The organism is Nocardia otitidiscaviarum, assembly GCF_007362295.1.
GTDB lineage: Bacteria > Actinomycetota > Actinomycetes > Mycobacteriales > Mycobacteriaceae > Nocardia > Nocardia otitidiscaviarum.
The window spans coordinates 4,802,018-4,828,255 of sequence record NZ_CP041695.1 but is presented as its reverse complement, the minus strand read 5'-3'; the positions used below and the strand labels follow the sequence as shown (position 1 = coordinate 4,828,255).

Sequence of the window (26,238 nt, the reverse complement as noted above, 5' to 3'; positions counted from 1 at the left end):
GCTGACCGCGGTGGCTGTGCCTGACTGTCCGCCGCTGTGCCCGATATCAGCCGGCCGCTGTGCGGATATCAGAAGTAGACGCCCGGTACGCAGTAGCCCGTGACCAGCTGGCGGTCGCCGTAGCGGACGGCGGCCGAGTCCCACTGTGCGCCCAGGCCGCGGACGAAGGTCCGCGCCACCTCGAGATCGGCGCGATCGGCGATCAGGACGAGTGTGCCGTCCTCGGTGACCGAGCCGCCGCCGAGCCGTTCCCGCGCCACCGGATCCGCCAGCAGGGCATCGTGCACGCGCGATAGTTCGACACCCGGCACCCGGACGAGGAACCCGTCGGCGCGCTCGTCGTCGGCCGGGAGGAATTCGATGCCCACCACGGCTTCCTGGTTGTAGCGCACCCGCAGGTCGTCGGCGATCCAGCACAGATTGTCGCGCCCGGTGCAGGCCAGTTCGAAACGACGGGCGGGCTCATAGGTGAGCTGCCGGGACTGCTCCGACCAGTAGACGCCGTCGACGGGTTCGGAGTACACCGTGAGCCCGAGCTCCATGGCCGCCGTGAGATTCACTTCCAACTCGAACTGGGTGAGTGGATCATCCAGCCGGGGATCGGCCGGGTCGGTGATGGTGGCGGTATTCCACGTGCCGACCAGCTCCGCGGTGGGCCGCAACGGGTCGTCGGGCGCGCACGACCACGGGCCGTACGCCTCGGCGGTACCGCCGCCCGCCGTGAGCAGCGCGCCGGTGAGCGCGAGCACGACGGCGAATGCGGCGACGATTCTGCTGGTGATCATTCGGCTGTACCCCCTCGCAGGGTCGACCCGACCACCGCTCGGGCGAATCGAGCAGCCTCCACAGTGTAGAACCGGACCGCACGCCCCGGCGGCGCATTGCCCACGATTCGACGGCGCTCGCACCGCGTACCTCCCGCCGCCGGCCCGCCCGCCAATTCTCGCGCCCGCCGCATCCGGTACGCGGACGTCGGGTGGTTCGGTCGCGCTCAGCGCGGCAGGCGCGGGTAGGGCAGGTCGGTGCAGGTGGTTTCACTGACCGCCAGGGGGCGTCCGATCTGCGGGAAGGCGCGTTGCGGGCAGTCGGGGCGTTCACAGACCTTGCAGCCCGCGCCGATGGGCACCGCGGCGGCGGGGTCGTCGAGTTGCAGTCCCTGGGAGTACACCAGGCGGTCCGCGTACTCCAGATCGCAGCCGAGGCCGATCGCGAATTCCTTGGGGCCGGTGCCGAATCCGTGCGGGGCGGGATTGGTGGTGCGCGCGATCCACAGGTAGCGGCGGCCGTCGGGCATGGACGCCACCTGGGTGAGGGTGCGGCCCGGATTGGCGAACGCCTCGTAGACCACCCACAGCGGACAGCTGCCGCCCACCCGGGAGAAGTGGAATGCGGTGGCGGACTGGCGTTTCGAGATGTTCCCGGCGCGGTCGGTGCGGATGAGGAAGAACGGCACCCCGCGATGTCCCTGCCGCTGCAGTGTGCTCAGCCGATGACAGACCGTCTCGAAGCCGACCTCGAAGCGCAGGGCGAGCAGGTCGATGTCGTAGCGCAGTTCCTCGGCGCTGCGCAGGAACTTCCCGTACGGGAGAACGAGCGCCCCGGCGAAGTAGTTGGCCAGTCCGATGCGGGCCAGCGCGCGGGATTCGCCCGCCAGCGACGGGGTTTCGTCGAGCACCTCGTCGAGGAGCTGGCCGTAGAGCAGGAAGGCGAGGGTGGTGGCGATCTGGAAGGCGCGCTGTCCGGGGCGTAGCCGCCGCGCCAGGGTGAGAGTTCGGGTTTCCGTGTCGTAGTGGCGCTTCGGGATATTCGGGTCGGCGCCGTCGCCGCGCACCAGGACGGTCACACCCGCGCGTTCCTCGGCCACCCGCGCCAGCTGCCGGTCCAGTGAGCCGATGGTGAGCCCGCATTCCTCGAACAGCCGCTCGGCGGCCAGATCCAGGTGGGCGATGTGATTGTGGTGGTCGTAGAAGAAGTCCCGCACATCCTCGTAGGGCATGGGCACGCCGGGCGCGCCGGTGGGTGCGGCCACCTTGGAGGACAGCAGATCCAGTTGGTCGGTGGCGGCCCGTAGCCGCCGGTGCATGGCGACGATGATCTTGGCGACCTCGGGTAATCGGGTGGCCAGGTCTTCGACCTCGGCGACCGGCGCGGAGTTGCCGCCGCTGGCCTCGACGAGCACCTCGTGCAGATCCGACACCAGCCGGGCATCGGAGTCCGCGGCGAAGAACTGCACATCTAGGTCGAAGGTCGAATTCAGTTTCAGCAGCACGGGAATCGTGAGGGGTCGCTGATCGCGCTCCAGCTGGTTGAGGTAGCTGGGGGACAGATCCAGGGACTTCGCCAGCGCGGCCTGGGTCATCCGCCGTTCCTCGCGCAACCGCCGTAGTCGGGCACCCGCATACATCTTGCGCACGCGTGGAACTCTACCCAGATGACTTCGCAATCATCGCAATTTCGCGCGGGTTCGTAGCCGGAAATCTGCTACTGCAAGGTATTTTCGCGCCACGCGGAGAGTGCGTAGCGTGCGAAGAAAGAACCGTCGCTCCATTTATGAGCAAAACACATGAAGACCCATATAGTACGTGTTCTCGCCGTCGCCGAGGCGTTTCCGCGGCAGGAATCTCGAGCGGGAACGTTTGCCGAGGTCGCTGCCGGCCCGCGGCACCGACCCGCTCAGCGGTCGAGTACGAGCGCCTGCGCGGCGATCACCGTGGCGCCGTCGTGGGTCACCGACGGCGAGCCGTGCAGCCGGTAGCCCTCGTCCAGCAGCGCGCTCACCCGTGCGCAGAAGGTCGCGTCGTCGGGACCGGTGATGAGTCGGTAGCGCAGCGGCGCATTCGCGGTCATGACACCGATCCTAGGAGGCCGGTCGCCCAGGCGTGATCGAGTGTGTTCGGGCCAGTTATTGCTGACTGGCTCTGTATTCGCAGACCAGTTGTCGACATATTGGTCGAATGTTGCTTCGACGGTTGATCGCGCTCTATGTCGGATTGGTGCTCTACGGGCTGTCGATGGCCGTCATGATTCGAGCCGGGCTGGGTTTGGATCCGTGGGATGTGTTCCATCAGGGCGTGGACCTGCGGGTGCCGATCAGCTTCGGCGCGGTGGTCGCCGTGACCGGGGTGGCGGTGCTGCTGGCCTGGATTCCCCTGCGGCAGCGGCCAGGTCTGGGCACGGTGAGCAATGTGGTGGTCATCGCGGTGGCCGTGGACGCCGGGTTGTGGCTGTTGCCGCAGGTACACGGGCTGGGCTGGCGGATCGCCGCCATGGGGATCGCGGTCGTGGTCAACGCCGTCGCGACGGTGCTCTACATCGGTGCGGGCATGGGCCCCGGACCGCGGGACGGCCTGATGACCGGACTGGTACGCCGCACCGGTCGACCGGTCTGGATGATCCGCACCGGCATCGAGGCCACCGTGCTGGCCACCGGCTGGCTGCTCGGCGGCAGCGTGGGCATCGGAACCCTGGTCTACGCCTTCGGAATCGGCCCGCTCATCCAACTGATGATCCCGTTCGTGGACGACTGGCTGCCGGGCTTCCGTGATCCGGACAGCGCCGCGCCGGAACAGCCGTCGCCCGCCGCCGGTGTGCCGGCCGGGGTGGGAAATCCCTAGGCATTCCGGGACTTCCGGGACAGCTCGGTGGCATGGCGGCGGCGCAGGTCGGACACGGACACCGGCCCGGACCCGCCCGTGTGGAGCATTCGGTCGCAGTCGAGCAGGAACGCCGCCAGCAGCGGCCGCAGCGCCGCGGGCGCACCCGGCTCGAACACCAGGCGGCGCTCCCCGACGGTGACGACGAATCGGGCGTACGCGGTCCCGTCGGCACGCGAGACCGCCCAGGCCGAATCACGCCTGCGGGTGCAGGTGATGGCGGCCAGCGGTGCGGCCGCACCGTCGCGGACGAGGTAGGCCAGCCGCGCGGGGTCGCTCCGATCGGCGTCGATCCGCCCCACCGGGGTGCCGCGGTGGTCGTCGACGCAGAGGACACCGTCGCCGCCGCGCACGCCGAACCTCACCGCGCCGTCCGGAGTCGCCAGGGTGTGCAGGGTGCGCCCGGACCGGTGGCCGAGCCACACCGAATTCCCGGCGCGGTCGACGATGTCGAGCCCGCGGGCCCGCCAGGCGTCCGCGTCCGACTCGGCCGCGGCCGTCAGCGCCACCGCCTTTCGGCGACTGCGCGCGGCGACGACCGCGACCACGGTCCACGCCGCCAGGGTCGCCAGGTCGGCCAGAACCGCCCAGCTCAGCCGGATCCACAGCACCGCGGCGGTGTCCTTGTACGCACCGGTGACCGGTGCGATGCGGACGCCGACCGTGCCGCCTCGGTCGAAGGTGTTGGCGCCACTGATCGTGCCGCCGCCGGTGCTGCCGTCCGGCCGTGTCCACCGCCCCCAGCAGCGGATGTTCTTCCCGCCGGAACAGTCCACCACGACGGCCTCCGCCCGTGGTCCCGCCGTGAACGCGTACAGCGCCAGACCCGAATACGTGTTGACGGCCAAGAGAATCGCGAACGTCAGCGCCAGCGCCAGGACTCTGCGGGGGTGCATCGACCCACCGTAGGCGCGATGGGGGCGATGGGTCGCTGCGGTGCGGCCGAAGGGTGGCGGTGCTCGTGTGCATCCGGTCGCGTGGTCGAGCGCAGCAGGCGCAGTTCTGGCCGCCAGCAGTGATACGTCTTGGACGGTCGCGTTTGTGCTGCGGCAGGCTGGGATCCGACGGACAATAGGGTCCGGCTCGGCATACGGAGGACACCATGGCGAAACCCGGCCCATCGGCGCGACTAGACGTCACCGAGGGGGCGCTCGCGCACAACCTGCCCTATCTCGCGCTGGGTTCCGGTCGGCCGCTGGTATTCCTGCGCTGGTTCACCCCCGACCATGCCAATCCGACCGGCTGGATGCGGACCTCGGAGATCAAGACGTTGAGTCCGCTCGCCCGGCACTTCCGCGTCTACGCGGTGAACCGGGCGCCCGGCACTCCGGCGGGCACCACCATGGCCGATATCGCCGACCAGCACGCCGAGGCGCTGCACAAGGAATTCGGTGAACCCGTGGATGTGATCGGCGTCAGCTCCGGCGGTTCGGTCGCACTGCAACTGGCCGCCGACCATCCGGAGGCGGTGCGCCGACTGGTGGTCGTCTCCTCCGGCTACCGGCTGGAACCGCACGTGCGGGAGGCGCAGCTGAACTACGCGCGGGCCGTCGAGTCCGGGCGGCGCGGGATGCACCACATCGCGGGCGAAACCATCCAGAACCCCGTGGCCGCGCGCCTGGTGGCCGCGGCGGCGTGGCTGCTCGACCCGCTGGCGCGGCCGCACGACCCCGCCGCCACCGCCGCGTTCATCCGCGCCGAGGACGCCTTCGACCTCACCGACCGGCTGGGTGAGATCAGCGCGCCCACCCTCGTGCTCGGCGGTGACAAGGACGCGGCCTACCCGGTGCGGAACCTGGAGTTCACCGCCGCGGGCATTCCGGGCGCTCGCGCGCGGGTGTATCCCGGCGCCTCGCACATGGGCGCTATCAAGGACCCGCGGCTGGTCGCCGACGTGGTGGACTTCCTCACGGACTGAGGCGGGAAGGTCCGCGGCCATCGGCCGCGGACCTCCGCTACTCCGGGCGCGGTGATGCCCGGGCCACGCGGGCTCAGCGCACGGCATCCGCGGCCGCGCGCATATTGCGCAGCGCGGCCTCCACCTCGACCGGACCGCGGGTCTTCAGCCCGCAGTCCGGATTCACCCAGAGCCGTTCGGCGGGCACGGCTTGCAGCGCGGCCCGCAGCGAACGCTCGATCTCCGCCACGCTGGGTACGCGCGGGGAGTGGATGTCGTACACGCCGGGACCGATGCCCAGCGCGAAACCGGCCGCATTGAGGTCGTCGAGCACCTCCATATGCGAGCGGGCCGCCTCGATGGAGGTGACGTCGGCGTCCAGGGCGGCGATCGCGTCGATCACCTCACCGAATTCCGAATAGCACAGATGCGTGTGGATCTGGGTCGCGTCGGAGACCCCGGAGGTGGCCAGCCGGAACGCGGCCACCGACCATTCCAGGTACTCCGGTTTGACCTCGGCCCGCAGCGGCAGCAGCTCCCGCAGCGCCGGTTCGTCCACCTGGATGACGCGGATGCCGGCGGCCTGCAGGTCCACCGTCTCCTCGCGAATCGCCAGCGCCACCTGCCGCGCCGAATCGGCCAGCGGCTGGTCGTCGCGCACGAACGACCACGCCAGAATGGTCACCGGACCGGTGAGCATGCCCTTCACCGGCTTGTCGGTGAGCGACTGCGCGTACTCGATCCATTCCACCGTCATCGGCGCGGGCCGGGCCACGTCGCCGAACAGGATGGGCGGACGCACGCAGCGGGTGCCGTAGGACTGCACCCAGCCGTTGGCGGTGGCGGCGAAGCCGTCGAGCTGCTCGGCGAAGTACTGCACCATGTCGTTGCGCTCGGGCTCGCCGTGCACCAGCACATCCAGGCCCAGCCGCTCCTGCAGCGCGATGACGTCCGCGACCTCGGCGCGCATGCGCTCGGTGTACTGCTCGGCGGTGAGATCGCCCCTGGTGTACGCGGCGCGTGCCTTGCGGATCTCCGGCGTCTGCGGGAACGAGCCGATGGTGGTGGTCGGCAGCAGTGGCAGGTTCAGCCGATCCCGTTGCAGCGCGGCTCGATCCGCCGCCGGCGCGCGCCGGGTCGCCTCGGCTCCCAGTGCCGCCAGCCGCGCCCGCACGGTGTCGTTGCGCAGCCGCGGGTCGGCGGCCCGATTCGCCAACGCCGCACGGGCGGAAGCCAATTCGGCGGCGACCTCGTCGGTGCCCCGGTGCAGGGCGGTGGCCAGCATCCGCACCTCGGCGACCTTCTCGTCACCGAACGCGAGCCAGGAACGCAGCGCCTCGTCGAGTCCGGGCTCCGCCGTCAGCGTGTACGGCACGTGCAGCAGCGAGCAGGAGGTCGACACCACCAGCGCGCCGGTACTGCCGAGCAGGGTGGCGAGGGTGGACAGCGCCCGGTCGGGATCGGTGCGCCAGATATTGCGTCCGTCGACAACACCGGCCACCACGAGCTTGTCGCGCAGCGGCCGCACCGCGGCCACGTCCTCGACGGTGGTCCCGGCGGTGAAATCCAGGGCGATCGCCTCGACCGGGGTGGAGGCCAGCACCGGCAGTGCGGCGTCCGGATGCCCGAAGTAGGTGGCGACCAGGACGGCCGGGCGGTCGGTCGCGGACGCGAGGTCGCTGTAGACGGTGCCGACCAGGGCGAGTTCATCGGCGGTGAGATCGGTCACCAGCACCGGTTCGTCGATCTGCACCCACTCCGCACCCGCGGCGGCCAGGCGGCTCAGCAGGTCGCGGTACAGCGGCAGCAGTTCGGTCAGGCGCGACAGCGGTTCCGCGCCCACACCCTTGGCCAGTTTCAGGAAGGTCAGCGGACCGATGACCACCGGCCGTGCGGGAATGCCGAGTTCCCGCGCCTCGGCCAGCTCACCCAGCAGTTTGTCCGGGTGCAGGGCGAAGCGGGTCTCCGGGCCGATCTCCGGGACCAGATAGTGGTAGTTGGTGTCGAACCACTTGGTCATCTCCAACGGCGCGACCGCGTCGGTGCCGCGCGCCGCCGCGAAATAGCGGTCCAGCGGATCGGCGATCTCGGCCACCCGCGGCGGCAGCGCGCCGAGCAGGACCGCGGTGTCCAACATCTGGTCGTAGTAGGAGAAGGTGCCGACCGGGATCGAATCCAGTCCCGCGGCGTGCAGCGCGGTCAGCTGCGAGTCCCGCAGCCTCCGCCCGACGGCGTGCAGCGCGTCGGCGTCGATGCGCCCGGCCCAGTAGGACTCGGTCGCCTTCTTCAACTCCCGATTCGGCCCGATGCGCGGAATGCCGAGCACCGTGGCGGTGAAGGAGGTCGGTGTATTGGTCACGGATATTTCTCCAGTGTTCCAGAGCCACTGGCCACCACCGCGGGCGCGAACAGCCGTGCCACGCGCACACCGAACGGCATGCGAATACGCACATGCGGTCCATCGCCCAATCCACGAGGCGGAGGCCGCCGGGTACGGCGTACCCGGCACAGTCGGCAGGTCTTCGGACTCACGGGCTCCGGCCGAATGGCCGACCTACTGGCCGTCGCTTCCCAGGTGTGGCACCCAGTGCGTGGTACGGCGGTCGTTCCCGTTTACCGCTGCGGGACAGTCCCGGATTCTCACCGGGTTCCCTCTCACCGGAAGAACTCACCCGTGGTGAGCTTCCGGTTTCGACGCCGACTGGGGGCTCCCGTCCGGCGAACCGATTGCGCTGCCGAGCATATCGCCGCGCCGGCGGCTCCGGCGACGGGGCCGGAGCCGGGCCGGTGTGTATCGTCCGGATGAACACATCTTCGCAACCTGGCTAACGTCGGTTGTGAAGATTCCTGCGAACCCGACATCGTGACCGAAGGGTGTCCGGGGAGCAGGTACCTTAGGCGGATGTTCTCCAAAGTCCTGGTCGCCAACCGCGGCGAGATCGCCATTCGCGCCTTCCGCGCGGCATACGAACTCGGCATCGGCACGGTCGCCGTCTTTCCCCATGAGGACCGCAATTCGGTCCACCGGCTGAAGGCGGACGAGGCGTATCAGATCGGCACGCCCGGACATCCGGTACGCGCGTACCTGTCGATCGAGGAAATTCTCGAGGCTGCGAAGACCTCGGGCGCCGACGCGGTCTACCCCGGTTACGGTTTTCTTTCCGAGAATCCCGACCTCGCGGCGGCGTGCGCCCGCGAGGGGATCACCTTCATCGGCCCGTCCGCGCAGGTGTTGGAGCTGACCGGGAACAAGGCCCGCGCGATCGCCGCGGCCAAGGCCGCCGGGCTGCCGGTGCTGACCTCCAGCGCACCCTCCGCCGACGTGGACGAGCTGCTGGCGGCCGCCGAGACCATGGACTTCCCCGTGTTCGTCAAGGCCGTGGCCGGTGGCGGCGGCCGCGGTATGCGCAAGGTCGACGACCGCGCCCTACTGCGCGAGGCGGTGGAGGCGGCCATGCGCGAGGCCGAATCCGCCTTCGGTGACGCGACGGTGTTCCTGGAGCAGGCGGTGGTCAACCCCCGCCACATCGAGGTGCAGATCCTCGCCGACTCGCACGGCGACGTGATCCACCTCTACGAACGCGACTGCTCGCTGCAACGGCGGCATCAGAAGGTGATCGAACTCGCGCCCGCCCCGAATCTGGATCCGGCCGTGCGCGACCGGATCTGCGCCGACGCGGTGGCCTTCGCCCGCCAGATCGGCTACAGCTGCGCGGGCACGGTGGAGTTCCTGCTCGACGAGCGCGGCCGGCACGTGTTCATCGAGATGAACCCGCGCATCCAGGTCGAGCACACGGTGACCGAGGAGATCACCGATGTGGACCTGGTGCAGGCGCAGCTGCGCATCGCCGCCGGGGAGTCCCTGGCGGATCTGGGGCTGCGGCAGGAGTCGATCACGATCCGGGGCGCGGCACTGCAGTGCCGCATCACCACCGAGGATCCGGCCAACGGGTTCCGGCCCGACACCGGCCGCATCACCGGCTACCGGTCGCCGGGCGGGGCGGGCGTGCGGCTGGACGGCGGCGCGAACGTGGGCGCCGAGGTCGGCGCGTACTTCGACTCCATGCTGGTCAAACTCACCTGCCGCGGCCGTGACTTCGCCACCGCGGTGGCGCGCGCCCGCCGGGCGGTGGCCGAGTTCCGCATTCGCGGCGTCACGACCAATATCCCGTTCCTGATGGCGGTGCTCGACGATCCGGAGTTCCGGGCCGGACGGGTCACCACCTCGTTCATCGACCAGCGGCCGGAACTGCTCACCCAGCGTTCCTCGGCCGACCGCGGCACCAAGATCCTGCGGTATCTGGCCGACGTCACCGTGAACAAGCCGCACGGGCAGCGCACGACCACGGTGTATCCGCACGACAAGCTGCCCGCGCTGGATATGACGGTGCCGCCGCCCGCGGGGTCCCGGCAGCGGCTGCTGGAACTCGGGCCGGAGGGATTCGCGCGCTGGCTGCGGGAGCGGCCCGGCGTCGCGGTCACCGACACCACCTTCCGCGACGCGCACCAGTCGCTGCTGGCCACCCGGGTGCGCACCAACGGGCTGCTGGACGTGGCCGGGCATGTGGCGCGGATGACGCCGGAACTGCTGTCCATCGAATGCTGGGGCGGTGCGACCTATGACGTCGCGCTGCGGTTCCTCTACGAGGACCCGTGGGAGCGCCTGGCCGCGCTGCGCGAGGCGATTCCGAATATCAACCTGCAGATGCTGCTGCGCGGGCGCAATACCGTCGGCTACACCCCGTACCCGGAAAAGGTCACGCGCGCTTTCGTTTCCGAGGCCACCGCGACCGGCATCGACATCTTCCGCATCTTCGACGCGCTCAACAACGTGGACCAGATGCGGCCCGCCATCGACGCCGTGCGCGAAACCGGAACGGCCATCGCCGAAGTCGCCATGAGCTACACCGGCGACCTGTCGAATCCGGACGAGAACCTCTACACGCTCGACTACTACCTCAAGCTCGCCGAGGAGATCGTCGACGCCGGGGCGCATGTCATCGCCATCAAGGACATGGCGGGTCTGCTGCGGGCTCCGGCGGCGGCGACGCTGGTCACGGCATTGCGCCGGGAGTTCGAGCTGCCCGTGCACGTGCACACCCACGACACCCCGGGCGGTCAGCTGGCCACCTATCTGGCCGCCTGGCAGGCGGGTGCGGACGCCGTCGACGGCGCCTCGGCCCCGATGGCGGGCACCACGTCCCAGCCCGCGCTGTCGGCCATCGTCGCGGCGGCGGCGAACTCACCGCACGACACCGGGCTGAACCTCCAGCACGTGTGCGATCTGGAGCCGTACTGGGAGGCGCTGCGAAAGGTGTACGCGCCCTTCGAATCCGGGCTGCCGGGGCCGACCGGGCGCGTGTACCACCACGAGATCCCGGGCGGGCAGCTGTCGAATCTGCGGCAGCAGGCCATCGCCTTGGGGCTGGGCGACCAGTTCGAGGAGGTGGAGGCCAAATACGCTGCCGCCGACCGGATGCTGGGCCGCCTGGTCAAGGTCACCCCGTCGTCCAAGGTGGTCGGCGACCTCGCGCTGGCGCTGGTCGGCACCGGCGTGGACGTGGACGAATTCGCCGCCGACCCCGGCCGCTACGACATTCCCGATTCGGTGATCGGTTTCCTGCGTGGGGAATTGGGCACACCGGCCGGTGGCTGGCCGGAGCCGTTCCGCTCGCGCGCGCTGGCCGGACGCGGCTCGGCCAAGCCGGAAACCCAGCTCACCGCCGAGGACGAGGCCGGGTTGAACGGGACCTCGGAGCAGCGGCGCGCCACCCTGAACCGGCTGCTGTTCCCCGGACCCACCGCCGAATTCCTGGCCCACCGCGAGAAGTACGGCGACACCTCGGGGCTGTCGGCCAACCAGTTCTTCTACGGTCTGCGCCACGACGAGGAACACCGCGTCCAGTTGGAGAAGGGTGTCACCCTGCTCATCGGCCTGGAGGCCATCTCCGAACCCGACGAGCGCGGTATGCGCACCGTGATGTGCATTCTCAACGGTCAGCTGCGGCCGATCATGGTGCGCGACCGCTCGATCGCCAGTGAGGTCCCCGCCGCCGAGAAGGCCGACAAGACCAATGCCGGACATATCGCGGCCCCGTTCGCGGGTGTGGTCACGCTGTCGGTCGGCGACGGCGACACCGTCGGCCCCGGCGACACCATCGGCACCATCGAGGCCATGAAGATGGAGGCCGCCATCACCGCGCCGCGCGGCGGCACGGTCAAGCGCGTCGCCATCGGCAAGGTGCAGCAGGTGGAGGGCGGCGATCTGCTGATCGAGCTGAGCCTCAACGAGGCCGCGGCGGAGTGACGCGCATCGTCGCGGGCAGTGCGGGCGGGCGGCGGCTGCGGGTGCCGCCCGCCGGGACCCGGCCCACCTCCGATCGGGTGCGTGAGGCGCTGTTCAGCGTGCTCGCCGCGCGGCTGGACTTCGACGGGATACGCGTCGCGGACCTGTACGCGGGCTCCGGGGCGCTGGGGTTGGAGGCGCTGTCGCGCGGAGCCGCGCGGGCGCTGCTGGTGGAATCGGATCGCAAGGCCGCCACGGTGATTCGAGGCAATATCGGTGATCTCGGACTGCCCGGGGCCGAACTGCGGCAGGGCAGTGTGGCCGCGGTGCTGGCGTCGCCGCCCGCCGACGGGCCGTACGACCTGGTGTTCTCGGATCCGCCGTACGCCCTGGACGTCACCGGGGTGATCGCCGATCTCGGTCTGCTCGCCGCCAACGGATGGCTGGTCGACGGTGCGCTCGTGGTGGTGGAACGTTCCAGCCGCTCACCGGAACTCGCTTGGCCCGCAGGGTATTACCCGCTGAAGTCCCGCACCTACGGGGAGACCCGGATCGACCTGGCGGAGTACGAGGCAGGGTCGTGAGCAGCGCCTGCTAGCGTCGGCCCATGGCTGGAGCAATCTGCCCGGGCTCCTTCGACCCGGTGCACAACGGACATCTCGATGTGATCACCCGCGCGGCCGCGCAGTTCGACGAGGTCGTGGTGACGGTGGTGGTGAATCCGAACAAGCAGGGGATGTTCACCGTCGACGAGCGCATCGAGATGATCCGCGAGGTCACCGCCCACCTGCCGAACGTGCGGGTGGAGCGCTGGCAGGGTCTGCTCGTCGACTTCGCCAAGCAGCAGGGCATCACCGCCATCGTGAAGGGCCTGCGCGACGCCACCGACTTCGGCTACGAAATGCAGATGGCCCAGATGAACCGCAAACTCACCGGCGTCGACACCTACTTCATCGCCACCAACCCCCAGCACGGTTTCATCTCCAGCTCCCTCACCAAGGAGGTCGCCACCCTGGGCGGCGACATCTCCGACCTCCTCCCCGAACCGGTCCACAAGCGCCTCCTGGCCCGCATCGCCGAACGCCGCAAGTGAGCCCGGCGCCCGTGCTCCACGGCACGGGCGCGGTGGCGCAGTCGCGGATGCGCCGGTGCGGGTGGTGTTCCCGGCGCTATAGCGCGCGGATGGTGAGGGGTTGTGGGGTGGGGAGGGCTGCCTGGTGGATGTAGCCTGCGCGGGTGAGGGCGGCGCGGACTCGGGCGCCGATCTCGGGGGAGGGGAGTTCGGCGGCGGACCAGCGGACGACGTGGAAGCCCAAGGCGCGCAGGGATTCCTCGCGGCGCATGGCCGCTCGGCTCGCCGCCGCGTCGGTCGTCCCCGGGCGCGTCATACCCGTGTTCGTAGCGGCGGATGTGGGTGCGCGTCGGGGCGGGCGGTGCTGGTCGAAGAGGCCGATGACGCCGGTGTCGGGGAAGTAGAAGTCGACGTGGTCGACCAGGCGGCCGCCGGTGGTGAAGACCTCGCCGCGGGAGTACGGGACCGGGAGGCCGAGGTGTCGGAACAGGACGCGGCTGCGGGATTCGCCGATGCTGGCGCTGTGCGGGTCCAGGAATTCCGCCACCCGGTGCGCCTGGGTGCAGCCGTGGCGGCGCTTGGCCGTCCCGAGTTCCTCCTCCAGATCGAGGGCGCTGACCCCGAACCGGCGGGCGATGGCGTCTCCGGCCACCACCGCGGCCTCGAACGGCAGCGTGCGCGCGAGATCGACGATGGTGCGCGCGGGCGTGGTCACCACCAGCCCGCCCCACTCCACCACCCGGTCCACCCGCGCGCAGTGCACCCGCACGTCGGTCCGCACCCGCCCGCCGCCGCGCCGATTGCGCGTCACGCACACCCGACCCAGCTCCGCCGTCGGAACCGGGGCCCCGTACAGCACCGCCGCCGACTGGTGGCTCACGATCGCCGCCACCGACAGTCCCGGCACGGCCGCCTCGATCAGCAGCCGATGTCGTTCGGCCGCACCGAGATCCGCGTACGTCGCCTGCTCGGCGTACACCCCGCGCCGCACCCGCCGCCACGTTCCACCCGCACACCGCCGCCGGATCTCGTCGTCATCGACCCCCGCCAGCAGCACCTCGGGCCGCCGATGCACCGGCCCGGCGCTCATGCGCCACGCCGGCGGAGAGTACGGACGATCGCGGGGTGCACGCGAGGCCGCCCCGGAACCCGCTGGTGCGCAGGCGCTCCCGACACCCCACCGCCGCGCCGCCCGACCCGGCTTCCCACGTAACGCTTCATGGCTCGAACCTCCCGAGGAATCGCACTGAACCGACGTGGCTCCGCCGTCGCCGAACCACCGTGGTGCTGAATCGAACCGACAACACCTCGACGCGATGCGGAACCGCAGCGGCCCGCACCGGCTCCGAACCGCTATGCCTTCCTTGGACGCGCCACACCGCGCCGAGGTTCCCCCGATTCCGGACCAGTTGTTTCCCGCACCGCGAGCAAGCTGCCGCTACCGCCACCGACCGGGTATCGCGGGCATACGGATACTCGGCTGTGGCACCGATCAGTACGCAGTGCCGGGACGTTCGCGGCCTGCACGAGGTACGTGCATCGCAGCGGGCTCGGCCGGTTCGCTAGAACACCCAGAGGCGCAGGGTCAGGAAGCGCAGGGTGCCGACGCCGGCGGTGATGCCGAGGACCGCGGCGGCCTGGGCGGGGCCGCCCAGTTGCGGTGCCGTCCATTCGAGCAGGGCGATGGCTCCGGCGGTGATGGCCAGGCCGGTCAGCGCCAGCGCGCCGCCCTCGAGCTGTGCGGTGTGCCAGCGCACCCGTTCCGAGGCGTGGAAGGTGAGGCGGCGGTGCAGTTCGTTCGCCATGGCCGTGCTCACCACCGACCCGGCCAGATTGGCCAGTTGCGCTCCACTGCCGTAGAGCGCCACGAACAGCAGCAGGTAGCCGATATTGCTGAGACCGCCGACCAGTGCGAACCGGATCAGCTGGGCGAAGGCGTGCTCACCGCGCAGGAAGGAGCCGAGCTGTCCGATCCAGTGCGCCCAGGTACGCCGTAGGGCGAGGTAGCCGTCGGTGTAGACGGTGAGGACTTCTCCGGCGGGGATGATGGCCCGCTGCGGTAGATCCAGGACGGTCATTGTCTCTTCCGATCGAACTCGCCGAACCCGGGGCCGGTGGGCCAGGTACGACTGCGCTGTCGGAGATAAATGTAGCATCAACCGGAGGGTTTTCCTCCACTTTAATCTGTGGCCTGCGAGACACTCTGTGCGCTAGGAAACAGTGGCCGACACGCCGGAGTCGCACACAGTTGACAGCCGCCCCTCGGGGCACACTGGCCAGAAGCGGAGAGTGTCGCCGTGAGTCCGGCAGGAGAAGTGGGGTAGCAGTATGTACCGGGTATTCGAAGCACTCGACGAGCTCGTCGCCATCGTCGAAGAGGCGCGTGGGATTCCGCCCACCCGCAACTGCATCGTGCCCAGAGGCGAAGTGCTGGAACTGCTCGACGACGTGCGCGAGGCCCTGCCCGGCGAACTCGATGACGCCCAGGACGTGCTCGATCACCGCGACAAGATCGTCACCGATGCCCGCACGGCCGCCGACACCACCGTCACCACCGCCAATCAGCAGGCCGATCACACGGTCACCTCCGCGCGCGAGGAGGCCGACCGCATCCTGGCCGACGCCAAGGCGCACGCCGACCGCATGGTCGCCGAGGCCCGCGCGCACGCCGACCACCTGGTCAGCTCGGCGGAGCAGGAGGCCGAACGCACGGTGGCCGAGGGCAAGGCCGAGTTCGAGGCGGTCACCGGCCGCGCCCGCGTCGAGGCCGAGCGGATGACCGCGGCCGGACAGGCGTCCTACGACCGCTCGGTCGCCGACGGCAAGGCCGAGCAGGAACGCCTGGTCTCGCAGACCGAGGTGGTGCGCGCCGCGCACGCGGAATCCGCGCGACTCATCGACACCGCCCAGGCGGAGGCGGACCGCCTGCGCGAGGAATGCGACCAGTACGTCGACGGCAAGCTCGCGGACTTCGAGGACACGCTGAACAACGCGCTGCGCGTGGTCGGCAGGGGGCGCACCCAGGTGCGTACCGCGCCGAGCGTTCCGGATTACGCGGCGGACTTCCGGCGCTGAACGAGATCTGGGCGCTGAACGAGATCTAGGCGCTGACTGGGATCTGGGCCTGACTGGGATGTGGGCACCGGATGGGATTTGGGCGCGGACCGGCTCGTCCCGTATTGTTGAGTGGTTGCCCATTCCACACCGAGCGTGAGTGAGTTCGTGATGTCCGCCCAATCCGGTTCCAATCCGCGTCACCGTCGTCAGGCGACCGACGCGGGTTTCGTGCTGGACGTGCGCAGTCTCGGACGTGCTCCCGGATCGATGAAGCAGGTGCGCCGCACCGTCACCACCGACGCGAAGATCGGCCTCGAAATGGTCGGCATTCCCGCCGGTGCGCAGGTCGAGCTGGATCTGACCCTGCAGGCGGTATCCGAAGGCGTCCTGGTCACCGGCACGGTCTCCGCGCCGATCGAGGGCGAATGCTCGCGCTGCCTCGAACCGTTCACCGACGAGATCGAGTTGCGGCTCACCGAGCTGTTCGCCTACCCGGACAGCGCGACCGAGCAGACCACCGAGGAAGACGAGATCCACCGCCTGGTCGACGACCTGATCGACCTGGAACCGGTGGTCATCGACGCCGTCGGCCTGGAACTGCCGTTGCAGCCGCTGTGCGAACCCGACTGCCCGGGACTGTGCCCGGAATGCGGGGTACGGATGGCGATTGCGGGTTCCGAACACGGCCATGAGATACTTGACCCTCGCTGGGCCAAGCTCGCGAGCCTTGCTGTGCAGAACGGTGCCGACGGCACCGGGGCAAACCAGTCAGCCGATTCAGATTCAGAGGAGAAGTAGTCGTGGCCGTTCCGAAGCGCCGGATGTCTCGTGCCAACACCCACTCGCGCCGGAGCCAGTGGAAGGCCACCGCGCCGACCCTGATCACCTGCCCGAACCGGGCCTGCGGCGAGAAGACCCTGCCGCACATCGCGTGCCCCAGCTGCGGCACCTACAAGGGCCGCCAGGTCACCGCTGCCGTCTGATTCTCGGACCTCCGGTAGCGCAACCGTGACCGCCAGCAAGGACGCGGCGGACGTACCCGCCGTAGGCGACTCAGCCGACCACACCAGCCTGCTCGAGGCGCTCGGCGTCGATGTGCGACCGGACCTGCTGCGCCTCGCGCTCACCCATCGCTCGTACGCGTACGAGAACGGCGGACTGCCGACCAACGAGCGACTGGAGTTCCTGGGCGATTCGGTGCTCGGACTGAGCATCACCGAACGCCTGTATCTGGAACACCCGGACAAGTCCGAGGGTGAGCTGGCGAAGCTGCGCGCGAGCGTGGTCAATATGCACGCGCTCGCCGAAGTGGCGCGCGGGCTGGGCGAGGGCGGCCTCGGCCGTCACCTGCTGCTGGGCAAGGGCGAAGAGCTCACCGGCGGCCGGGACAAGCCGAGCATTCTCGCCGACGGTATGGAGTCGCTGCTGGGTGCGGTGCACCTGCAGCACGGCATCGATGTCGCGCGCAGCGTGGTGCTGCGTCTGTTCGCGGACCTGCTCGAGCGCGGCCCCCGCATGGGCGCCGGGCTGGACTGGAAGACCAGTCTGCAGGAGCTGACCGCGGAACGCGGTATCGGCGTGCCCAGTTACGAGATCACCTCGACCGGGCCCGACCACGACAAGGAGTTCACCGCCACGGCGGTGATCGGTGGTCGTGCCTACGGTCAGGGTGTGGGCCGCTCCAAGAAGGAAGCGGAGCAGAAGGCGGCCGGGGCCGCCTATCAGTCGCTGCACGCCGAGACCGTGGAGAACCCAGGGGCCTGATGCCCGAACTTCCCGAAGTCGAAGTCGTACGACGCGGCCTCGCCGAGCATGTGGCGGGCCGCGTCGTCGAATCCGTCACCGTCAAACATCCGCGCTCGGTGCGCAGGCATGTGCCCGGCGCCGACGATCTGGCCGCGCGGCTGGCCGGCCTGCGCGTCGAGGCGGCGCAGCGCCGCGGCAAATTCCTGTGGCTCACCTTCGACGAGCCCGATACCGCGCTGGTCGTGCATCTGGGCATGAGCGGGCAGATGCTGGTGCAGCCCGCCGACGCGCCCCTGGAGAAGCACGCCCATATCATCGCCGCCCTCGACTCCGGCAGTGAGCTGCGCTTCGTGGATCAACGCACGTTCGGCGGCTGGATGCTCGCCCCGCTGGTGGAGGTGGACGGCACGCCGCTGCCGGACGCGGTGGCGCATATCGCGCGCGATCCGGTCGACCCGCACTTCGATCCGGACGCGGTCGTGACGGTGTTGCGACGCAAACATTCCGAGATCAAGCGGGTACTGCTCGATCAGACCGTGGTCTCGGGCATCGGCAACATCTACGCCGACGAGGCGCTGTGGCGAGCCGGGATCCACGGCGAGCGCCTTGCCGCCAAGCTCTCCAAGCCTGCCCTGCACGGTCTGCTCACCGAGGTGCGGGCGGTGATGGGCGAGGCGCTGCTCGCGGGCGGCACCTCCTTCGACGCGCTCTATGTGAACGTCAACGGCCAGTCCGGCTACTTCGAGCGCTCGCTCAACGCCTACGGCCGCGAGGACGAGCCGTGCCGCCGCTGCGGCGCCCCCATGGTGCGGGAGAAGTTCATGAACCGGTCCTCGTTCTCCTGCCCGCGCTGCCAGCGCCGACCCCGCCCCTGAACTGGGGGCTTGCCCTTCGGCCACCCGACGGCCTCGCCGCGATCACTTTCAGGCGCTACCGTTTTTCTATCGGCCGCACTGCGCGGCCATGGAGGACGAATGCGCAAACTGACCTACTACGTCGCGTCGACCATCGACGGGTTCATTGCCACCGAGGACGGCTCGGTCGATTTCTTCCCCGTGGGCGGTGACCACGGTTCGGCGATCGCCGCGCACTATCCGGAGACGTTGCCGACCAAGGTGCGGGAGGCGCTGGGCATCGACAAGTCCGGCACCACCTTCGACACCGTCGTAATGGGCCGCAAGACACATGATTTCGGCGTCCGGACGGGCACCTCGAGCCCGTACGCGCATCTGCGCCAGTTCGTGGTGTCGGGTGCGCTGCCGGAGAGTCCGGACCCGGATGTGGAGCTCATCTCCGCGGATCCGCTGGGTCGGGTGCGAGAGCTCAAGCGGGAGAAGGGACTCGGCATCTGGCTGTGCGGCGGTGGGGAACTCGCCCAGGCGCTGCTGCCGGAGATCGACCAGATCTTCCTGAAGCTGTACCCGATCGTGCTGGGGCGGGGCCGTCCGCTGTTCGGTTCCAGCGCACGGCTTCCCGACGCGGCCCGCTTCCGGGTGCTGACCAGCCGCGTGTTCGAGGACGGCGTGGCGTTTCTCAAGTACAGCCGGATTCGCTAGCGCACCAGGGCGATATCGCCCTGGTGCGGATATATCAGAGAATCGCGACGGCGACCACGAGGCCGAGCGACAGGTGGGCGGCGGCCACCATCCAGGCGGCCGCCGTGTAGTCGGTGTTCTTCAGCATCGCACCGATGTCGATGCCGACCGCCAGCTCCAGCAGCCGCACCGAAACCACCTGCGCCACAATGCCGACCAAGCCGTACACGCCGGCGGTGACGAGGCCGTCGGAGAGCTTGCCCGCCGAGGCGTAGATGGCCAGCACCACGATGAGCGCCATGCTGATCATCCCGCTGGCGCTCACCAGCACCGCATTGGGCCGCCCCTCGGCGACCATGGCGCGCAGCGGGCCCGGGGTGGTCAGATCCACGGCGAGGAAGCCGAGCACCATGAGCACCAGGCCGAGTACGGCGTAGCAGAGGATGGCCCCCACGCCACGGCCGAGCGTGCTCGCTTCCAGCGCGAGTGTGGCTGTCATCGATGTCCTCCAGTTAGGGGGTTGGTCAAAGCGTGCGCACCGACGGGCTCGGTCACCGGTGCGGTCACTGCGGAATCCGGTGCGGTACGAAGGCCGCCCCATCATCGGTGATGAGCCCGGCGGTTTCCCGGATGCCGAGGCCGGCCGAGGTGTCGCCGACGATCCAGGCGCCCAGCACCGGCCGCATCCCGTCGAATTCCGGCAGCGGGTCCAGCAGCTGGTACACGAAGCCCTCCGCGCCGTAGACGCCGCCGGTGGCGGTTTCCAGTCCCGCGCCGACGATGGTCATATTCGCGCCCTCGCGGCCGAGTTTCGGCTTGCGGATGTATTCGGTGAGTTCGTGCGGGTCGTCGAGGTAGGTGGGCAGCAGATTCGGGTGTCCGGGGTACATCTCCCACAGCACCGCGAGAATGGCCTTGTTGGACAGCAATGTCTTCCACAGCGGTTCCAGCCACATGGTCTGCGGCAGGGAGCCCACCACGCGCTGTCCGAAGTCGTCGTCGAGCACCCACTCCCACGGGTAGAGCTTGAAGACCGAATCGATGGGCGCTTCCGCCAGATCGACGAAGCGCTCCAGTTCGGTGTCCCAGCCGACCTCTTCGATGGGCAGTGCGATGGTGTCGAATCCGGCCTCGGCGGCCGTCTCCTGCATGTACGCGGTGGTGACATTGTCCTCGCCGGTGGCGTCGGCGCTGGACCAGGTGAAGTGCAGTTCGCCGCCGGGCAGGGCGTCCCGCAGTTCGCCCCAGCGCTCGACGAGCTTCTCGTGCAGGGAGTTCCACTGGTCGTCGTCGGGATGGGTGTCGGTGAGCCAGTGCCACTGCACGATCGCCGCCTCCAGCAGCGAGGTGGGTGTATCGGCGTTGTACTCCAACAGTTTCGCCGGACCGCGGCCGTCGTAGCGCAGGTCGAAGCGGCCGTAGACGTGCGGGTCGGCACGCTTCCAGGAATTGGCGATGGGTTCCCAACTCCACTGCGGCAGACCGAAATCGGCGAACCGCTCGGTGAGCACGACCTGTTCGACGGCGTGCAGGCACATGGTGTGCAGCACCTCGACCTGCGCCTCGAGGGCCAGGATCTCGTCCATGTCGAAGGTGTAGTGCACCGACTCGTCCCAGTACGGGCGGGGCTGCCCGCTGGCGTCGCGCCCCGGGGAGCCGTATACCAGCCCCTGCGCCGCGGTGATGTCCTTCCAGCCCGGGCGCGGGGTGCCGCGCAGTCGCCGCATTACGACCCGCCGCCGATCCGGGTGCCCAGCCCGCCGCGCTGAATGGTGGTGCCGCTCTTGGTCTTGATCTCCGCACCCTTGGGCTTCACCGTGGTGCCGCCCGACGGCGGTTTGCCGATGGTGTTCGTGCCGCCGTAGTAGTAGCGGTACTGGTTGCCCGCGAGAATGAAGACGCCGGTGCTGTTGCCGCCGCTGGAACGCGAGGCTTCCTCGCAGTACCGGTCGGGGACCACGATCTCCTCGTTGTTCCTGGTGGCGGTGTAGGTCTCGCCATTGTTGCCGACGACGACCGTCTCACCCTTGTCGACGATGACGGTGCAGTAGGCGGTGATATCGGGTCCGGTGAGCGCGCTGTAGGCGAGGTAGCCGCCGCCGACCAGTCCAGCCACGCCCACCACGGCGACACTGCCGATGAGCAGCTTCTTGCGCTTCTTCTGCTTGGCCGCCTCGGCGTCGGCCGCGGCCCGGGCCTGCTCCTCGGCTCGCCGCCGGGCCTTCTCGCGCGCCCGCGCCTCGGCCACCGTGGGCGGGCGCGGCTGGGTGACTCCGGGTTCCTGGCGCTGCATACTGCCGCGCGGCGGGGTCGGCAGGGCAACGGGGCGGTCGTCGTCGGCGGAATTCGGTGGTCCGCCGGGATGTTCGTCAGTCATCGCTCGACTCCCTGGCCACCCCGCGCACTACCGCTCCTCGAATCCGTTCATTCCGCCCTGTGCGGCGCCCCAGTCTTCCACAACGAGATCGACTCGGCCAGGTGTCTCACCGGCGCGCAGCAGCGTCAGAAGTGTCTCACAATTCCGCCGCGGCCCCTCGGCGATCACGTGCACCCGGCCGTCGCGGTGATTGCGGGCGTAACCGGTGAGCCCGAGCTCGAGCGCCCGCGACCGCGTCCACCACCGGAAGCCCACCCCCTGGACGAGTCCGTGCACCCAGGCGCTGAGCCGGACGGGGTCGGCGCTCATTCGTCGATGGTGAAGGACAGGTTGACCACGGTGCCCGCCTTCAGGGTGCGGCCCACGGTGCACACCTTGTCGATGGCGCGCTGCGCGGCGACCAGCAGCCGCTGCCGGGACTCCTCGTCGAGTTCGCTCATATCCAGTTCGAAGGATTCGTTCAGCTCGGGGTAGAGCTCGTTCTCGCGGTCGGCGTCGCCGGAGACGCGCACGGTGGCGTCGAAGTTGTCGCCGAGACGGCGCGACAGGGTGAAGTCGGCGCTGAGTCCGGTGCAGCCCGCCAGCGCGATCTTCAGCAGTTCACCGGGCGTGAACGCGCCGGGTACGCCCTGGGAGGCGATGAGCACCTCGCCGCCGCGGTTGTTGCGGCCGGTGTAGGCGCGGGTGCCGGTGCGCTCCACCCACAGTTCGACCGGTTCGGCGGCCAGGGTGGGAGCGGCGGTCTGCGGTGCGGCGGTCTGTTCGGACATGACACGATCCTCCCATTGCTCGGTGGCGGGCCCGGCGGGACCCGTCCGGATATGCCGAACGTCGATCGGGTCGGCCGCATTCCGCCGCACCGGTCGGCTCAGTCCCGCCAGCCGCTGGTGTCGAGCACGGTGTCCCAGGTGAACGGCACCAGCTCCGGATGCCGCAGCCGCAGGATCTCGCCCGCCAGACTGCCCGGCGGGGCCTTGCGCGGATTCGCGATCACCTGTTTCGCGATGGACTCGGTGAGGGCGCGGGTGCCGCCGAGGCGCGGGTAGGCGACGTGCACGGCGTCGGCCAGGCCCGGCGGCAGATCGTCCGGGCCGCCGCCCACGTCGATGCCGATACCGCTGACCGAGATCCAGATCTCTGCCGGGCGGCGGCGACGGTAGACGGGCGACGAACTCAGTCCCGTGGTGTGCGCGGCGATGGCGTCCCAGATGATGTCGACGCGCTCATCGGTGACGCCCTGCCCTTCCAGCCACTGCGCCGCGTAGTCCGCGCCGTCCATCTCGAATCGCTGTGTGCCATTGGCGCGTTCGGCCAGCCCGATATCGTGCAGGACGCAGATGAGGAACATGGTCTCCTCGTCGTAGTCCCGGCCGGGGGTGAGTCCCTCGGCGGCGGCGAGCGCCCGGCCGAAGAAGAAGCCGCGCAGGCTGTGGTGGCACAGATGGGGCTCCAGTGCCTCGAACATCAGCTGGTTGGCGGCCTCGGCCAGCGGGGTCGCGGGGAGGGCGAGTGACATGAGTTACTCCTATTCCGCGCCGGGGCGCACGATCATGAGGACGACCACGACCGTCCACAGCAGGTTGTAGATTCCGGCGAGCATGCCGAGGGTGCGCAGGCGCTTCCCGTCGTCCGGGGCGTCGAGCGCTTGGCGCTGCATGGGGTGGATGACGACGGCGAGCAGGCCGCCCGCGGTGAAGGTGAGGGCCATGGCGAGGGTTATCCAGATCTCGCTCATCCGGCCCTGCACGGTGGCCAGGATGATGCCGACGATCGGCACGCTGAGGGCCAGCAGCGCATAGGTGCCGGTGATCCGGTGAAAAGCCTTGGCGACGGCCGGGTTTCGTTCGGGCGCGGGAGGTCCGGCCGCGGTGACGGCGACGGGTGCGTAGCGCGGGAACAGGCTCGCGGCGACGGCCGAACCGCCGACGAAGATGATTCCGGCCAGCACGTGTATCGACAGCAGTGCCTTCTGCATGGCATCACTCCAACCTTCAGGGTGACTGAAGCGTAGCAGCAGGCTTCAGTTAGGCTGAAGGTTGTGGGAAACGTCACCGCGAGCGGGGAAAGTGGTTGTCAGGAACCGCTTCCGGCCCGGAAGGCCGCCATCACCGCCTCGCCGATCCGGCGGCGGTCGGGGTCCGCCTCGGCTCCGAACAGGCGCTCGTCCACCTCGTCGACCACCTGCTGGGCCGCGCGCAGCAGGCGCCTGCCCTTCGCGGTGAGTTCGATGGTCGACGCCGATCCGGCGCGAGCCGTGCGATCGCGCACCAGTCCCGCGGCGACCATGGATTTCACCGCGGTGTGCACGCTCTGCACGCTGATGTCGCCCATGCGCGCCAACTCGCTGAACGACGCCCCTGGAATGGCGGCGATATGGCCGAGGACCGCCAAGCGGGCGACGGTGAGGCTCAGCGGGGCCAGTGCCGCGCCGAGTTCGGCCTCGATGCGATGCGCCAAGGTCAGCACGATGATCGAGGTGCTGGCGGGTGGCGGTTCGGGCAGGCCGTTCTGGGTGGTCACCGGGATATTTTCGCGCACGCTCCGGTGCGGGGGTGGTTGCCGGGGCGCGCTGGCAGGTCGCGATAGCCTTCAGTCTGGTTGAAGGTTGGCCCATGCGCGGTTACGCTGCGATCCCATGGACGAAACTACTACTGCACGTAGTAATTCTGGCGGCTCCGGCCGTTTGTCGCGGCGCACGCTCTTCGGCTCGGCACTCATGGCGGCGGGTGCGGCGAGCGCCGGGATCGTGGCGGGCCGGGTGAGCGCGCCGGAGCGCTCGCCGGACCCATCCGTCGAACCGTTCCACGGGCCGCATCAGGCCGGCATCGAGACCGTCGTACAGTCGCACGCGCTCTTTCTGGCCTGCGATGTCGCGACCCCGGATCGCAGGGTGTTGCGCGAGCTGTTGGCCGCCTGCACGGAGACCGCGGTCGCGCTCACCGCGGGTGAGCGGGTGCCGGATACCGCCGATACCGATCCGGGCTTCAGCAATCACACCGATTTCGCCAGCGGGCTCGATCCCGCCCGCCTGACCGTGACCTTCGGCCTCGGCCCGTCGCTCTTCGACGACCGTTTCGGTCTGGCCGACCGCCGCCCCGAACACCTGCGGCAGCTGCCCGAATTTCCCGGCGACGCACTGAATCCCGCCTGGTGCGGTGGCGACGTCCTGGTACAGATCTGCGCCGATGACGCCCAGGTGGTGAGCCATGCCTTCCGGTCGTTGCGGGCGCGGCTGCCGGGCCTGGGGCGGATGCGCTGGACCCAGCACGGCTTCCTGAGCCGCCCGAAGGACGGCGGCACCCCGCGAAATATGTTCGGCCACAAGGACGGCACCGCCAACCCCCGCCCCGGCACCCCGGAGTTCGCGCGCACGGTCTGGGTGGACGGCTCCGCCGAACCCGCGTGGTTCCACGGCGGCAGCTATCTGGTGTTCCGCAAGATCCGCATGAAGACCGCCGACTGGGACATGTTGGCGCTGGCCGAACAGGACCGCATCGTGGGACGTCGGCGCGGTGACGGCGCGCCGCTCGGCGGCACCGGGGAATTCGATCCGGTGGACCTCGACGCCCGCTCCGCCGACGGCGAGCTGATCATCCCGGCCGACTCCCATATCCGCCTGGTCCACGACATCCCGATGTTCCGCCGCGGCTACAGCTACGACTACGGCACCCTCGTCGCCAACGCGGGCGGCGAGCCGGAACCGGTCGCTCCGCACAGCCACCCCGAGGGCACCGATCCGAACCACACCCACGGTGGCCACAGCGCCCTCGATGCCGGACTGCTGTTCGTGGCCTACATGAACAACCCACCGGCACAGTTCATCCGGGCGCAGCGAGCACTCGCCGCATCCGATCGGATGAACGCGGTCATCCAGCACACCGGCAGCGCCCTCTTCGCCGTACCGCCCGGCGCGGCACCCGGTGCGCCGATCGCCGCCGGGCTGGGCTTGGGCTAGCTCGCCAGCGACGAAACCAGTTCGGGTGTCAGCTCTTTCAGTCCGTCGGCGACATAGGCGGCCAGCCCCAGGGCATCCTCGGCCGGTGGGTAGCGCGGGTGCGGCACGGCGATCACCGTGAGACCGGCGGCGTGCGCCGAGCGCAGGCCGTTGCTGGAATCCTCGATGGCCGCACCGGATTCGGGGGTGATGCCGAGCCGGGCTACCGCCGCCAGGTAGCCGTCCGGGGCGGGCTTGCCGCGCGGCACCTCCTCGGTGGAGACGGTGGCCCGGAACAGCCGGGTCACCCCCATGTGGTCGAGGGCGACGTCGATGAGCCGTCGCGGCGACGAACTGGCCAGGCCGAGAATGAAATGCTCGCCCATGCCGCGCACCGTCTCCACCGCATGCGGCATGAGCGGCAGGTGGTCGGCGTAGCGGTCGCTCATGCGGTCGATGACGTCCCCGGCCACCTGTTCGGGCGTGCGCCGCCCGTCCAGCAGGTCGGTGCTCAGGTATTCGGCCCACTCGGCGGTGCTCATACCCATGAGCCGGTCCTGGGTGTCGGACAGCCAGCGGCCGCCCAGCTCGTCGATATAGCCGCGCCGGACCTCCTCCCAGATGGGCTCGGTGTCGAGCAGTACGCCGTCCATGTCGAACACGATCGCCTGGAATGACATG

General features: G+C 69.6%; 28 protein-coding genes and 1 riboswitch. Of the genes, 12 read left to right on the top strand and 16 right to left on the bottom strand.

Annotated features, from left to right (window positions below):
- Positions 1–68: 68 nt before the first annotated feature.
- The 3 genes from FOH10_RS21605 to FOH10_RS21595 all read right to left on the bottom strand — a co-directional run bounded on the left by FOH10_RS21605 (position 69) and on the right by FOH10_RS21595 (position 2,847).
- The gene (locus tag FOH10_RS21605; protein WP_143982099.1) at positions 69–785 is read right to left on the bottom strand and encodes a hypothetical protein; all 717 of its coding nucleotides are present in this window, start codon (positions 783–785) and stop codon (positions 69–71) included.
- 206 nt (positions 786–991) lie between these two features.
- Positions 992–2,413 (bottom strand): short-chain fatty acyl-CoA regulator family protein, encoded by a 1,422-nt coding sequence (locus tag FOH10_RS21600; protein ID WP_039816161.1) that lies wholly within the window; start codon positions 2,411–2,413, stop codon positions 992–994.
- A gap of 260 nt (positions 2,414–2,673) precedes the next feature.
- Positions 2,674–2,847, bottom strand: coding sequence for a DUF1737 domain-containing protein (locus tag FOH10_RS21595; protein WP_081872466.1), 174 nt, complete (start codon positions 2,845–2,847; stop codon positions 2,674–2,676).
- A gap of 107 nt (positions 2,848–2,954) precedes the next feature.
- Between FOH10_RS21595 and yczE the strand changes: the two genes are divergently transcribed.
- A complete protein-coding gene (gene yczE / locus FOH10_RS21590; protein WP_039816160.1) occupies positions 2,955–3,614 on the top strand; it encodes a membrane protein YczE in 660 nt (219 codons plus the stop codon).
- On the opposite strand, the gene FOH10_RS21585 is transcribed toward yczE, so the two are convergent.
- The gene (locus FOH10_RS21585) at positions 3,611–4,549 is read right to left on the bottom strand and encodes a hypothetical protein (RefSeq protein ID WP_143982098.1); all 939 of its coding nucleotides are present in this window, start codon (positions 4,547–4,549) and stop codon (positions 3,611–3,613) included. The genes yczE and FOH10_RS21585 overlap by 4 nt on opposite strands.
- A 206-nt stretch (positions 4,550–4,755) precedes the next feature.
- On the opposite strand from FOH10_RS21585, the gene FOH10_RS21580 reads away from it, so the two are divergent.
- Positions 4,756–5,571 carry an alpha/beta fold hydrolase gene (locus FOH10_RS21580; protein ID WP_039816158.1) on the top strand — a complete coding sequence of 272 codons (816 nt, stop codon included), beginning with the start codon at positions 4,756–4,758 and terminating at the stop codon, positions 5,569–5,571.
- A gap of 73 nt (positions 5,572–5,644) precedes the next feature.
- Here FOH10_RS21580 and metE read toward each other — a convergent pair whose 3' ends face one another.
- Positions 5,645–7,909 (bottom strand): 5-methyltetrahydropteroyltriglutamate--homocysteine S-methyltransferase, encoded by a 2,265-nt coding sequence (gene metE / locus FOH10_RS21575; protein ID WP_186000550.1) that lies wholly within the window; start codon positions 7,907–7,909, stop codon positions 5,645–5,647.
- Between the two features lie 137 nt (positions 7,910–8,046).
- Positions 8,047–8,255: riboswitch (cobalamin riboswitch) on the bottom strand.
- Positions 8,256–8,452: 197 nt separating this feature from the next.
- Here metE and FOH10_RS21570 point away from each other — a divergent pair.
- The 3 genes from FOH10_RS21570 to coaD are packed head-to-tail and all read left to right on the top strand — an operon-like array spanning position 8,453 to position 12,929.
- Positions 8,453–11,857 carry a pyruvate carboxylase gene (locus tag FOH10_RS21570; protein WP_143982097.1) on the top strand — a complete coding sequence of 1,135 codons (3,405 nt, stop codon included), beginning with the start codon at positions 8,453–8,455 and terminating at the stop codon, positions 11,855–11,857.
- Entirely contained in the window at positions 11,854–12,420 is a 567-nt protein-coding gene (gene rsmD, locus FOH10_RS21565) for a 16S rRNA (guanine(966)-N(2))-methyltransferase RsmD (protein WP_143982096.1), read from the top strand. Before FOH10_RS21570 ends, rsmD begins: the two co-directional genes overlap by 4 nt.
- Positions 12,421–12,443: 23 nt before the next feature.
- Positions 12,444–12,929 (top strand): pantetheine-phosphate adenylyltransferase, encoded by a 486-nt coding sequence (gene coaD / locus FOH10_RS21560; RefSeq protein ID WP_029930085.1) that lies wholly within the window; start codon positions 12,444–12,446, stop codon positions 12,927–12,929.
- Between the two features lie 76 nt (positions 12,930–13,005).
- On the opposite strand, the gene FOH10_RS21555 is transcribed toward coaD, so the two are convergent.
- Positions 13,006–13,998 carry a hypothetical protein gene (locus FOH10_RS21555; protein WP_143982095.1) on the bottom strand — a complete coding sequence of 331 codons (993 nt, stop codon included), beginning with the start codon at positions 13,996–13,998 and terminating at the stop codon, positions 13,006–13,008.
- A 472-nt stretch (positions 13,999–14,470) separates the two neighbouring features.
- Positions 14,471–14,986 carry a GtrA family protein gene (locus FOH10_RS21550; RefSeq protein ID WP_143982094.1) on the bottom strand — a complete coding sequence of 172 codons (516 nt, stop codon included), beginning with the start codon at positions 14,984–14,986 and terminating at the stop codon, positions 14,471–14,473.
- A gap of 250 nt (positions 14,987–15,236) precedes the next feature.
- On the opposite strand from FOH10_RS21550, the gene FOH10_RS21545 reads away from it, so the two are divergent.
- The 6 genes from FOH10_RS21545 to FOH10_RS21520 all read left to right on the top strand — a co-directional run bounded on the left by FOH10_RS21545 (position 15,237) and on the right by FOH10_RS21520 (position 19,267).
- Positions 15,237–15,983 carry a DivIVA domain-containing protein gene (locus FOH10_RS21545; RefSeq protein ID WP_029930082.1) on the top strand — a complete coding sequence of 249 codons (747 nt, stop codon included), beginning with the start codon at positions 15,237–15,239 and terminating at the stop codon, positions 15,981–15,983.
- Positions 15,984–16,133: 150 nt separating this feature from the next.
- Positions 16,134–16,763 carry a YceD family protein gene (locus FOH10_RS21540; RefSeq protein ID WP_029930081.1) on the top strand — a complete coding sequence of 210 codons (630 nt, stop codon included), beginning with the start codon at positions 16,134–16,136 and terminating at the stop codon, positions 16,761–16,763.
- 2 nt (positions 16,764–16,765) lie between these two features.
- Positions 16,766–16,948: a 50S ribosomal protein L32 gene (gene rpmF, locus FOH10_RS21535; RefSeq protein ID WP_029930080.1), complete on the top strand. Its 183-nt coding sequence runs from the start codon at positions 16,766–16,768 to the stop codon at positions 16,946–16,948.
- 25 nt (positions 16,949–16,973) lie between these two features.
- Positions 16,974–17,729 (top strand): ribonuclease III, encoded by a 756-nt coding sequence (gene rnc / locus FOH10_RS21530; protein WP_029930079.1) that lies wholly within the window; start codon positions 16,974–16,976, stop codon positions 17,727–17,729.
- Entirely contained in the window at positions 17,729–18,586 is an 858-nt protein-coding gene (mutM, locus tag FOH10_RS21525) for a bifunctional DNA-formamidopyrimidine glycosylase/DNA-(apurinic or apyrimidinic site) lyase (protein ID WP_143982093.1), read from the top strand. The genes rnc and mutM overlap by 1 nt, the downstream gene beginning before the upstream one ends.
- A gap of 99 nt (positions 18,587–18,685) precedes the next feature.
- The gene (locus FOH10_RS21520; RefSeq protein WP_029930077.1) at positions 18,686–19,267 is read left to right on the top strand and encodes a dihydrofolate reductase family protein; all 582 of its coding nucleotides are present in this window, start codon (positions 18,686–18,688) and stop codon (positions 19,265–19,267) included.
- 34 nt (positions 19,268–19,301) lie between these two features.
- Here FOH10_RS21520 and FOH10_RS21515 read toward each other — a convergent pair whose 3' ends face one another.
- From FOH10_RS21515 to FOH10_RS21480, 8 genes are all read right to left on the bottom strand, one after another.
- Entirely contained in the window at positions 19,302–19,745 is a 444-nt protein-coding gene (locus FOH10_RS21515; protein ID WP_143982092.1) for a DUF350 domain-containing protein, read from the bottom strand.
- 64 nt (positions 19,746–19,809) lie between these two features.
- Positions 19,810–20,973 (bottom strand): glutathionylspermidine synthase family protein, encoded by a 1,164-nt coding sequence (locus tag FOH10_RS21510; RefSeq protein ID WP_143982091.1) that lies wholly within the window; start codon positions 20,971–20,973, stop codon positions 19,810–19,812.
- Complete coding sequence (locus FOH10_RS21505) at positions 20,973–21,623, bottom strand: hypothetical protein (RefSeq protein ID WP_244961314.1); 651 nt, start codon at positions 21,621–21,623, stop codon at positions 20,973–20,975. Before FOH10_RS21505 ends, FOH10_RS21510 begins: the two co-directional genes overlap by 1 nt.
- Positions 21,624–21,650: 27 nt before the next feature.
- The gene (locus tag FOH10_RS21500) at positions 21,651–21,932 is read right to left on the bottom strand and encodes an acylphosphatase (protein WP_143982090.1); all 282 of its coding nucleotides are present in this window, start codon (positions 21,930–21,932) and stop codon (positions 21,651–21,653) included.
- Positions 21,929–22,393, bottom strand: a complete 465-nt coding sequence (locus tag FOH10_RS21495) for an OsmC family protein (RefSeq protein ID WP_039816362.1) — start codon at positions 22,391–22,393, stop codon at positions 21,929–21,931. The genes FOH10_RS21500 and FOH10_RS21495 overlap by 4 nt, the downstream gene beginning before the upstream one ends.
- A gap of 98 nt (positions 22,394–22,491) precedes the next feature.
- A complete protein-coding gene (locus tag FOH10_RS21490) occupies positions 22,492–23,139 on the bottom strand; it encodes an HD domain-containing protein (RefSeq protein ID WP_143982089.1) in 648 nt (215 codons plus the stop codon).
- 9 nt (positions 23,140–23,148) lie between these two features.
- Positions 23,149–23,598, bottom strand: a complete 450-nt coding sequence (locus FOH10_RS21485) for a hypothetical protein (protein WP_143982088.1) — start codon at positions 23,596–23,598, stop codon at positions 23,149–23,151.
- Between the two features lie 98 nt (positions 23,599–23,696).
- Positions 23,697–24,143: a MarR family winged helix-turn-helix transcriptional regulator gene (locus FOH10_RS21480; protein ID WP_143982087.1), complete on the bottom strand. Its 447-nt coding sequence runs from the start codon at positions 24,141–24,143 to the stop codon at positions 23,697–23,699.
- Between the two features lie 163 nt (positions 24,144–24,306).
- On the opposite strand from FOH10_RS21480, the gene FOH10_RS21475 reads away from it, so the two are divergent.
- Entirely contained in the window at positions 24,307–25,578 is a 1,272-nt protein-coding gene (locus FOH10_RS21475; protein ID WP_244961313.1) for a Dyp-type peroxidase, read from the top strand.
- Here the strand turns inward: FOH10_RS21475 and FOH10_RS21470 are convergent.
- On the bottom strand, positions 25,575–26,237 hold the full coding sequence (locus FOH10_RS21470) for an HAD family hydrolase (RefSeq protein ID WP_186000549.1): 663 nt from the start codon (positions 26,235–26,237) through the stop codon (positions 25,575–25,577). The genes FOH10_RS21475 and FOH10_RS21470 overlap by 4 nt on opposite strands.
- Position 26,238: the final 1 nt, after the last annotated feature.

Coding starts and splice junctions, on each gene's coding strand:
- FOH10_RS21495 (WP_039816362.1), bottom strand. CDS start 22,393: ATGTCCGAACAGACCGCCGCACCGCAGACCGCCGCTCCCACCCTGGCC.
- FOH10_RS21570 (WP_143982097.1), top strand. CDS start 8,453: ATGTTCTCCAAAGTCCTGGTCGCCAACCGCGGCGAGATCGCCATTCGC.
- FOH10_RS21520 (WP_029930077.1), top strand. CDS start 18,686: ATGCGCAAACTGACCTACTACGTCGCGTCGACCATCGACGGGTTCATT.
- FOH10_RS21470 (WP_186000549.1), bottom strand. CDS start 26,237: ATGTCATTCCAGGCGATCGTGTTCGACATGGACGGCGTACTGCTCGAC.
- FOH10_RS21485 (WP_143982088.1), bottom strand. CDS start 23,598: ATGCAGAAGGCACTGCTGTCGATACACGTGCTGGCCGGAATCATCTTC.
- FOH10_RS21585 (WP_143982098.1), bottom strand. CDS start 4,549: ATGCACCCCCGCAGAGTCCTGGCGCTGGCGCTGACGTTCGCGATTCTC.
- FOH10_RS21545 (WP_029930082.1), top strand. CDS start 15,237: ATGTACCGGGTATTCGAAGCACTCGACGAGCTCGTCGCCATCGTCGAA.
- FOH10_RS21550 (WP_143982094.1), bottom strand. CDS start 14,986: ATGACCGTCCTGGATCTACCGCAGCGGGCCATCATCCCCGCCGGAGAA.
- FOH10_RS21505 (WP_244961314.1), bottom strand. CDS start 21,623: ATGACTGACGAACATCCCGGCGGACCACCGAATTCCGCCGACGACGAC.
- mutM (WP_143982093.1), top strand. CDS start 17,729: ATGCCCGAACTTCCCGAAGTCGAAGTCGTACGACGCGGCCTCGCCGAG.
- FOH10_RS21580 (WP_039816158.1), top strand. CDS start 4,756: ATGGCGAAACCCGGCCCATCGGCGCGACTAGACGTCACCGAGGGGGCG.
- FOH10_RS21555 (WP_143982095.1), bottom strand. CDS start 13,998: ATGAGCGCCGGGCCGGTGCATCGGCGGCCCGAGGTGCTGCTGGCGGGG.
- FOH10_RS21510 (WP_143982091.1), bottom strand. CDS start 20,973: ATGCGGCGACTGCGCGGCACCCCGCGCCCGGGCTGGAAGGACATCACC.
- FOH10_RS21605 (WP_143982099.1), bottom strand. CDS start 785: ATGATCACCAGCAGAATCGTCGCCGCATTCGCCGTCGTGCTCGCGCTC.
- FOH10_RS21490 (WP_143982089.1), bottom strand. CDS start 23,139: ATGTCACTCGCCCTCCCCGCGACCCCGCTGGCCGAGGCCGCCAACCAG.
- FOH10_RS21540 (WP_029930081.1), top strand. CDS start 16,134: ATGTCCGCCCAATCCGGTTCCAATCCGCGTCACCGTCGTCAGGCGACC.
- FOH10_RS21595 (WP_081872466.1), bottom strand. CDS start 2,847: ATGACCGCGAATGCGCCGCTGCGCTACCGACTCATCACCGGTCCCGAC.
- yczE (WP_039816160.1), top strand. CDS start 2,955: ATGTTGCTTCGACGGTTGATCGCGCTCTATGTCGGATTGGTGCTCTAC.
- coaD (WP_029930085.1), top strand. CDS start 12,444: ATGGCTGGAGCAATCTGCCCGGGCTCCTTCGACCCGGTGCACAACGGA.
- FOH10_RS21515 (WP_143982092.1), bottom strand. CDS start 19,745: ATGACAGCCACACTCGCGCTGGAAGCGAGCACGCTCGGCCGTGGCGTG.
- FOH10_RS21500 (WP_143982090.1), bottom strand. CDS start 21,932: ATGAGCGCCGACCCCGTCCGGCTCAGCGCCTGGGTGCACGGACTCGTC.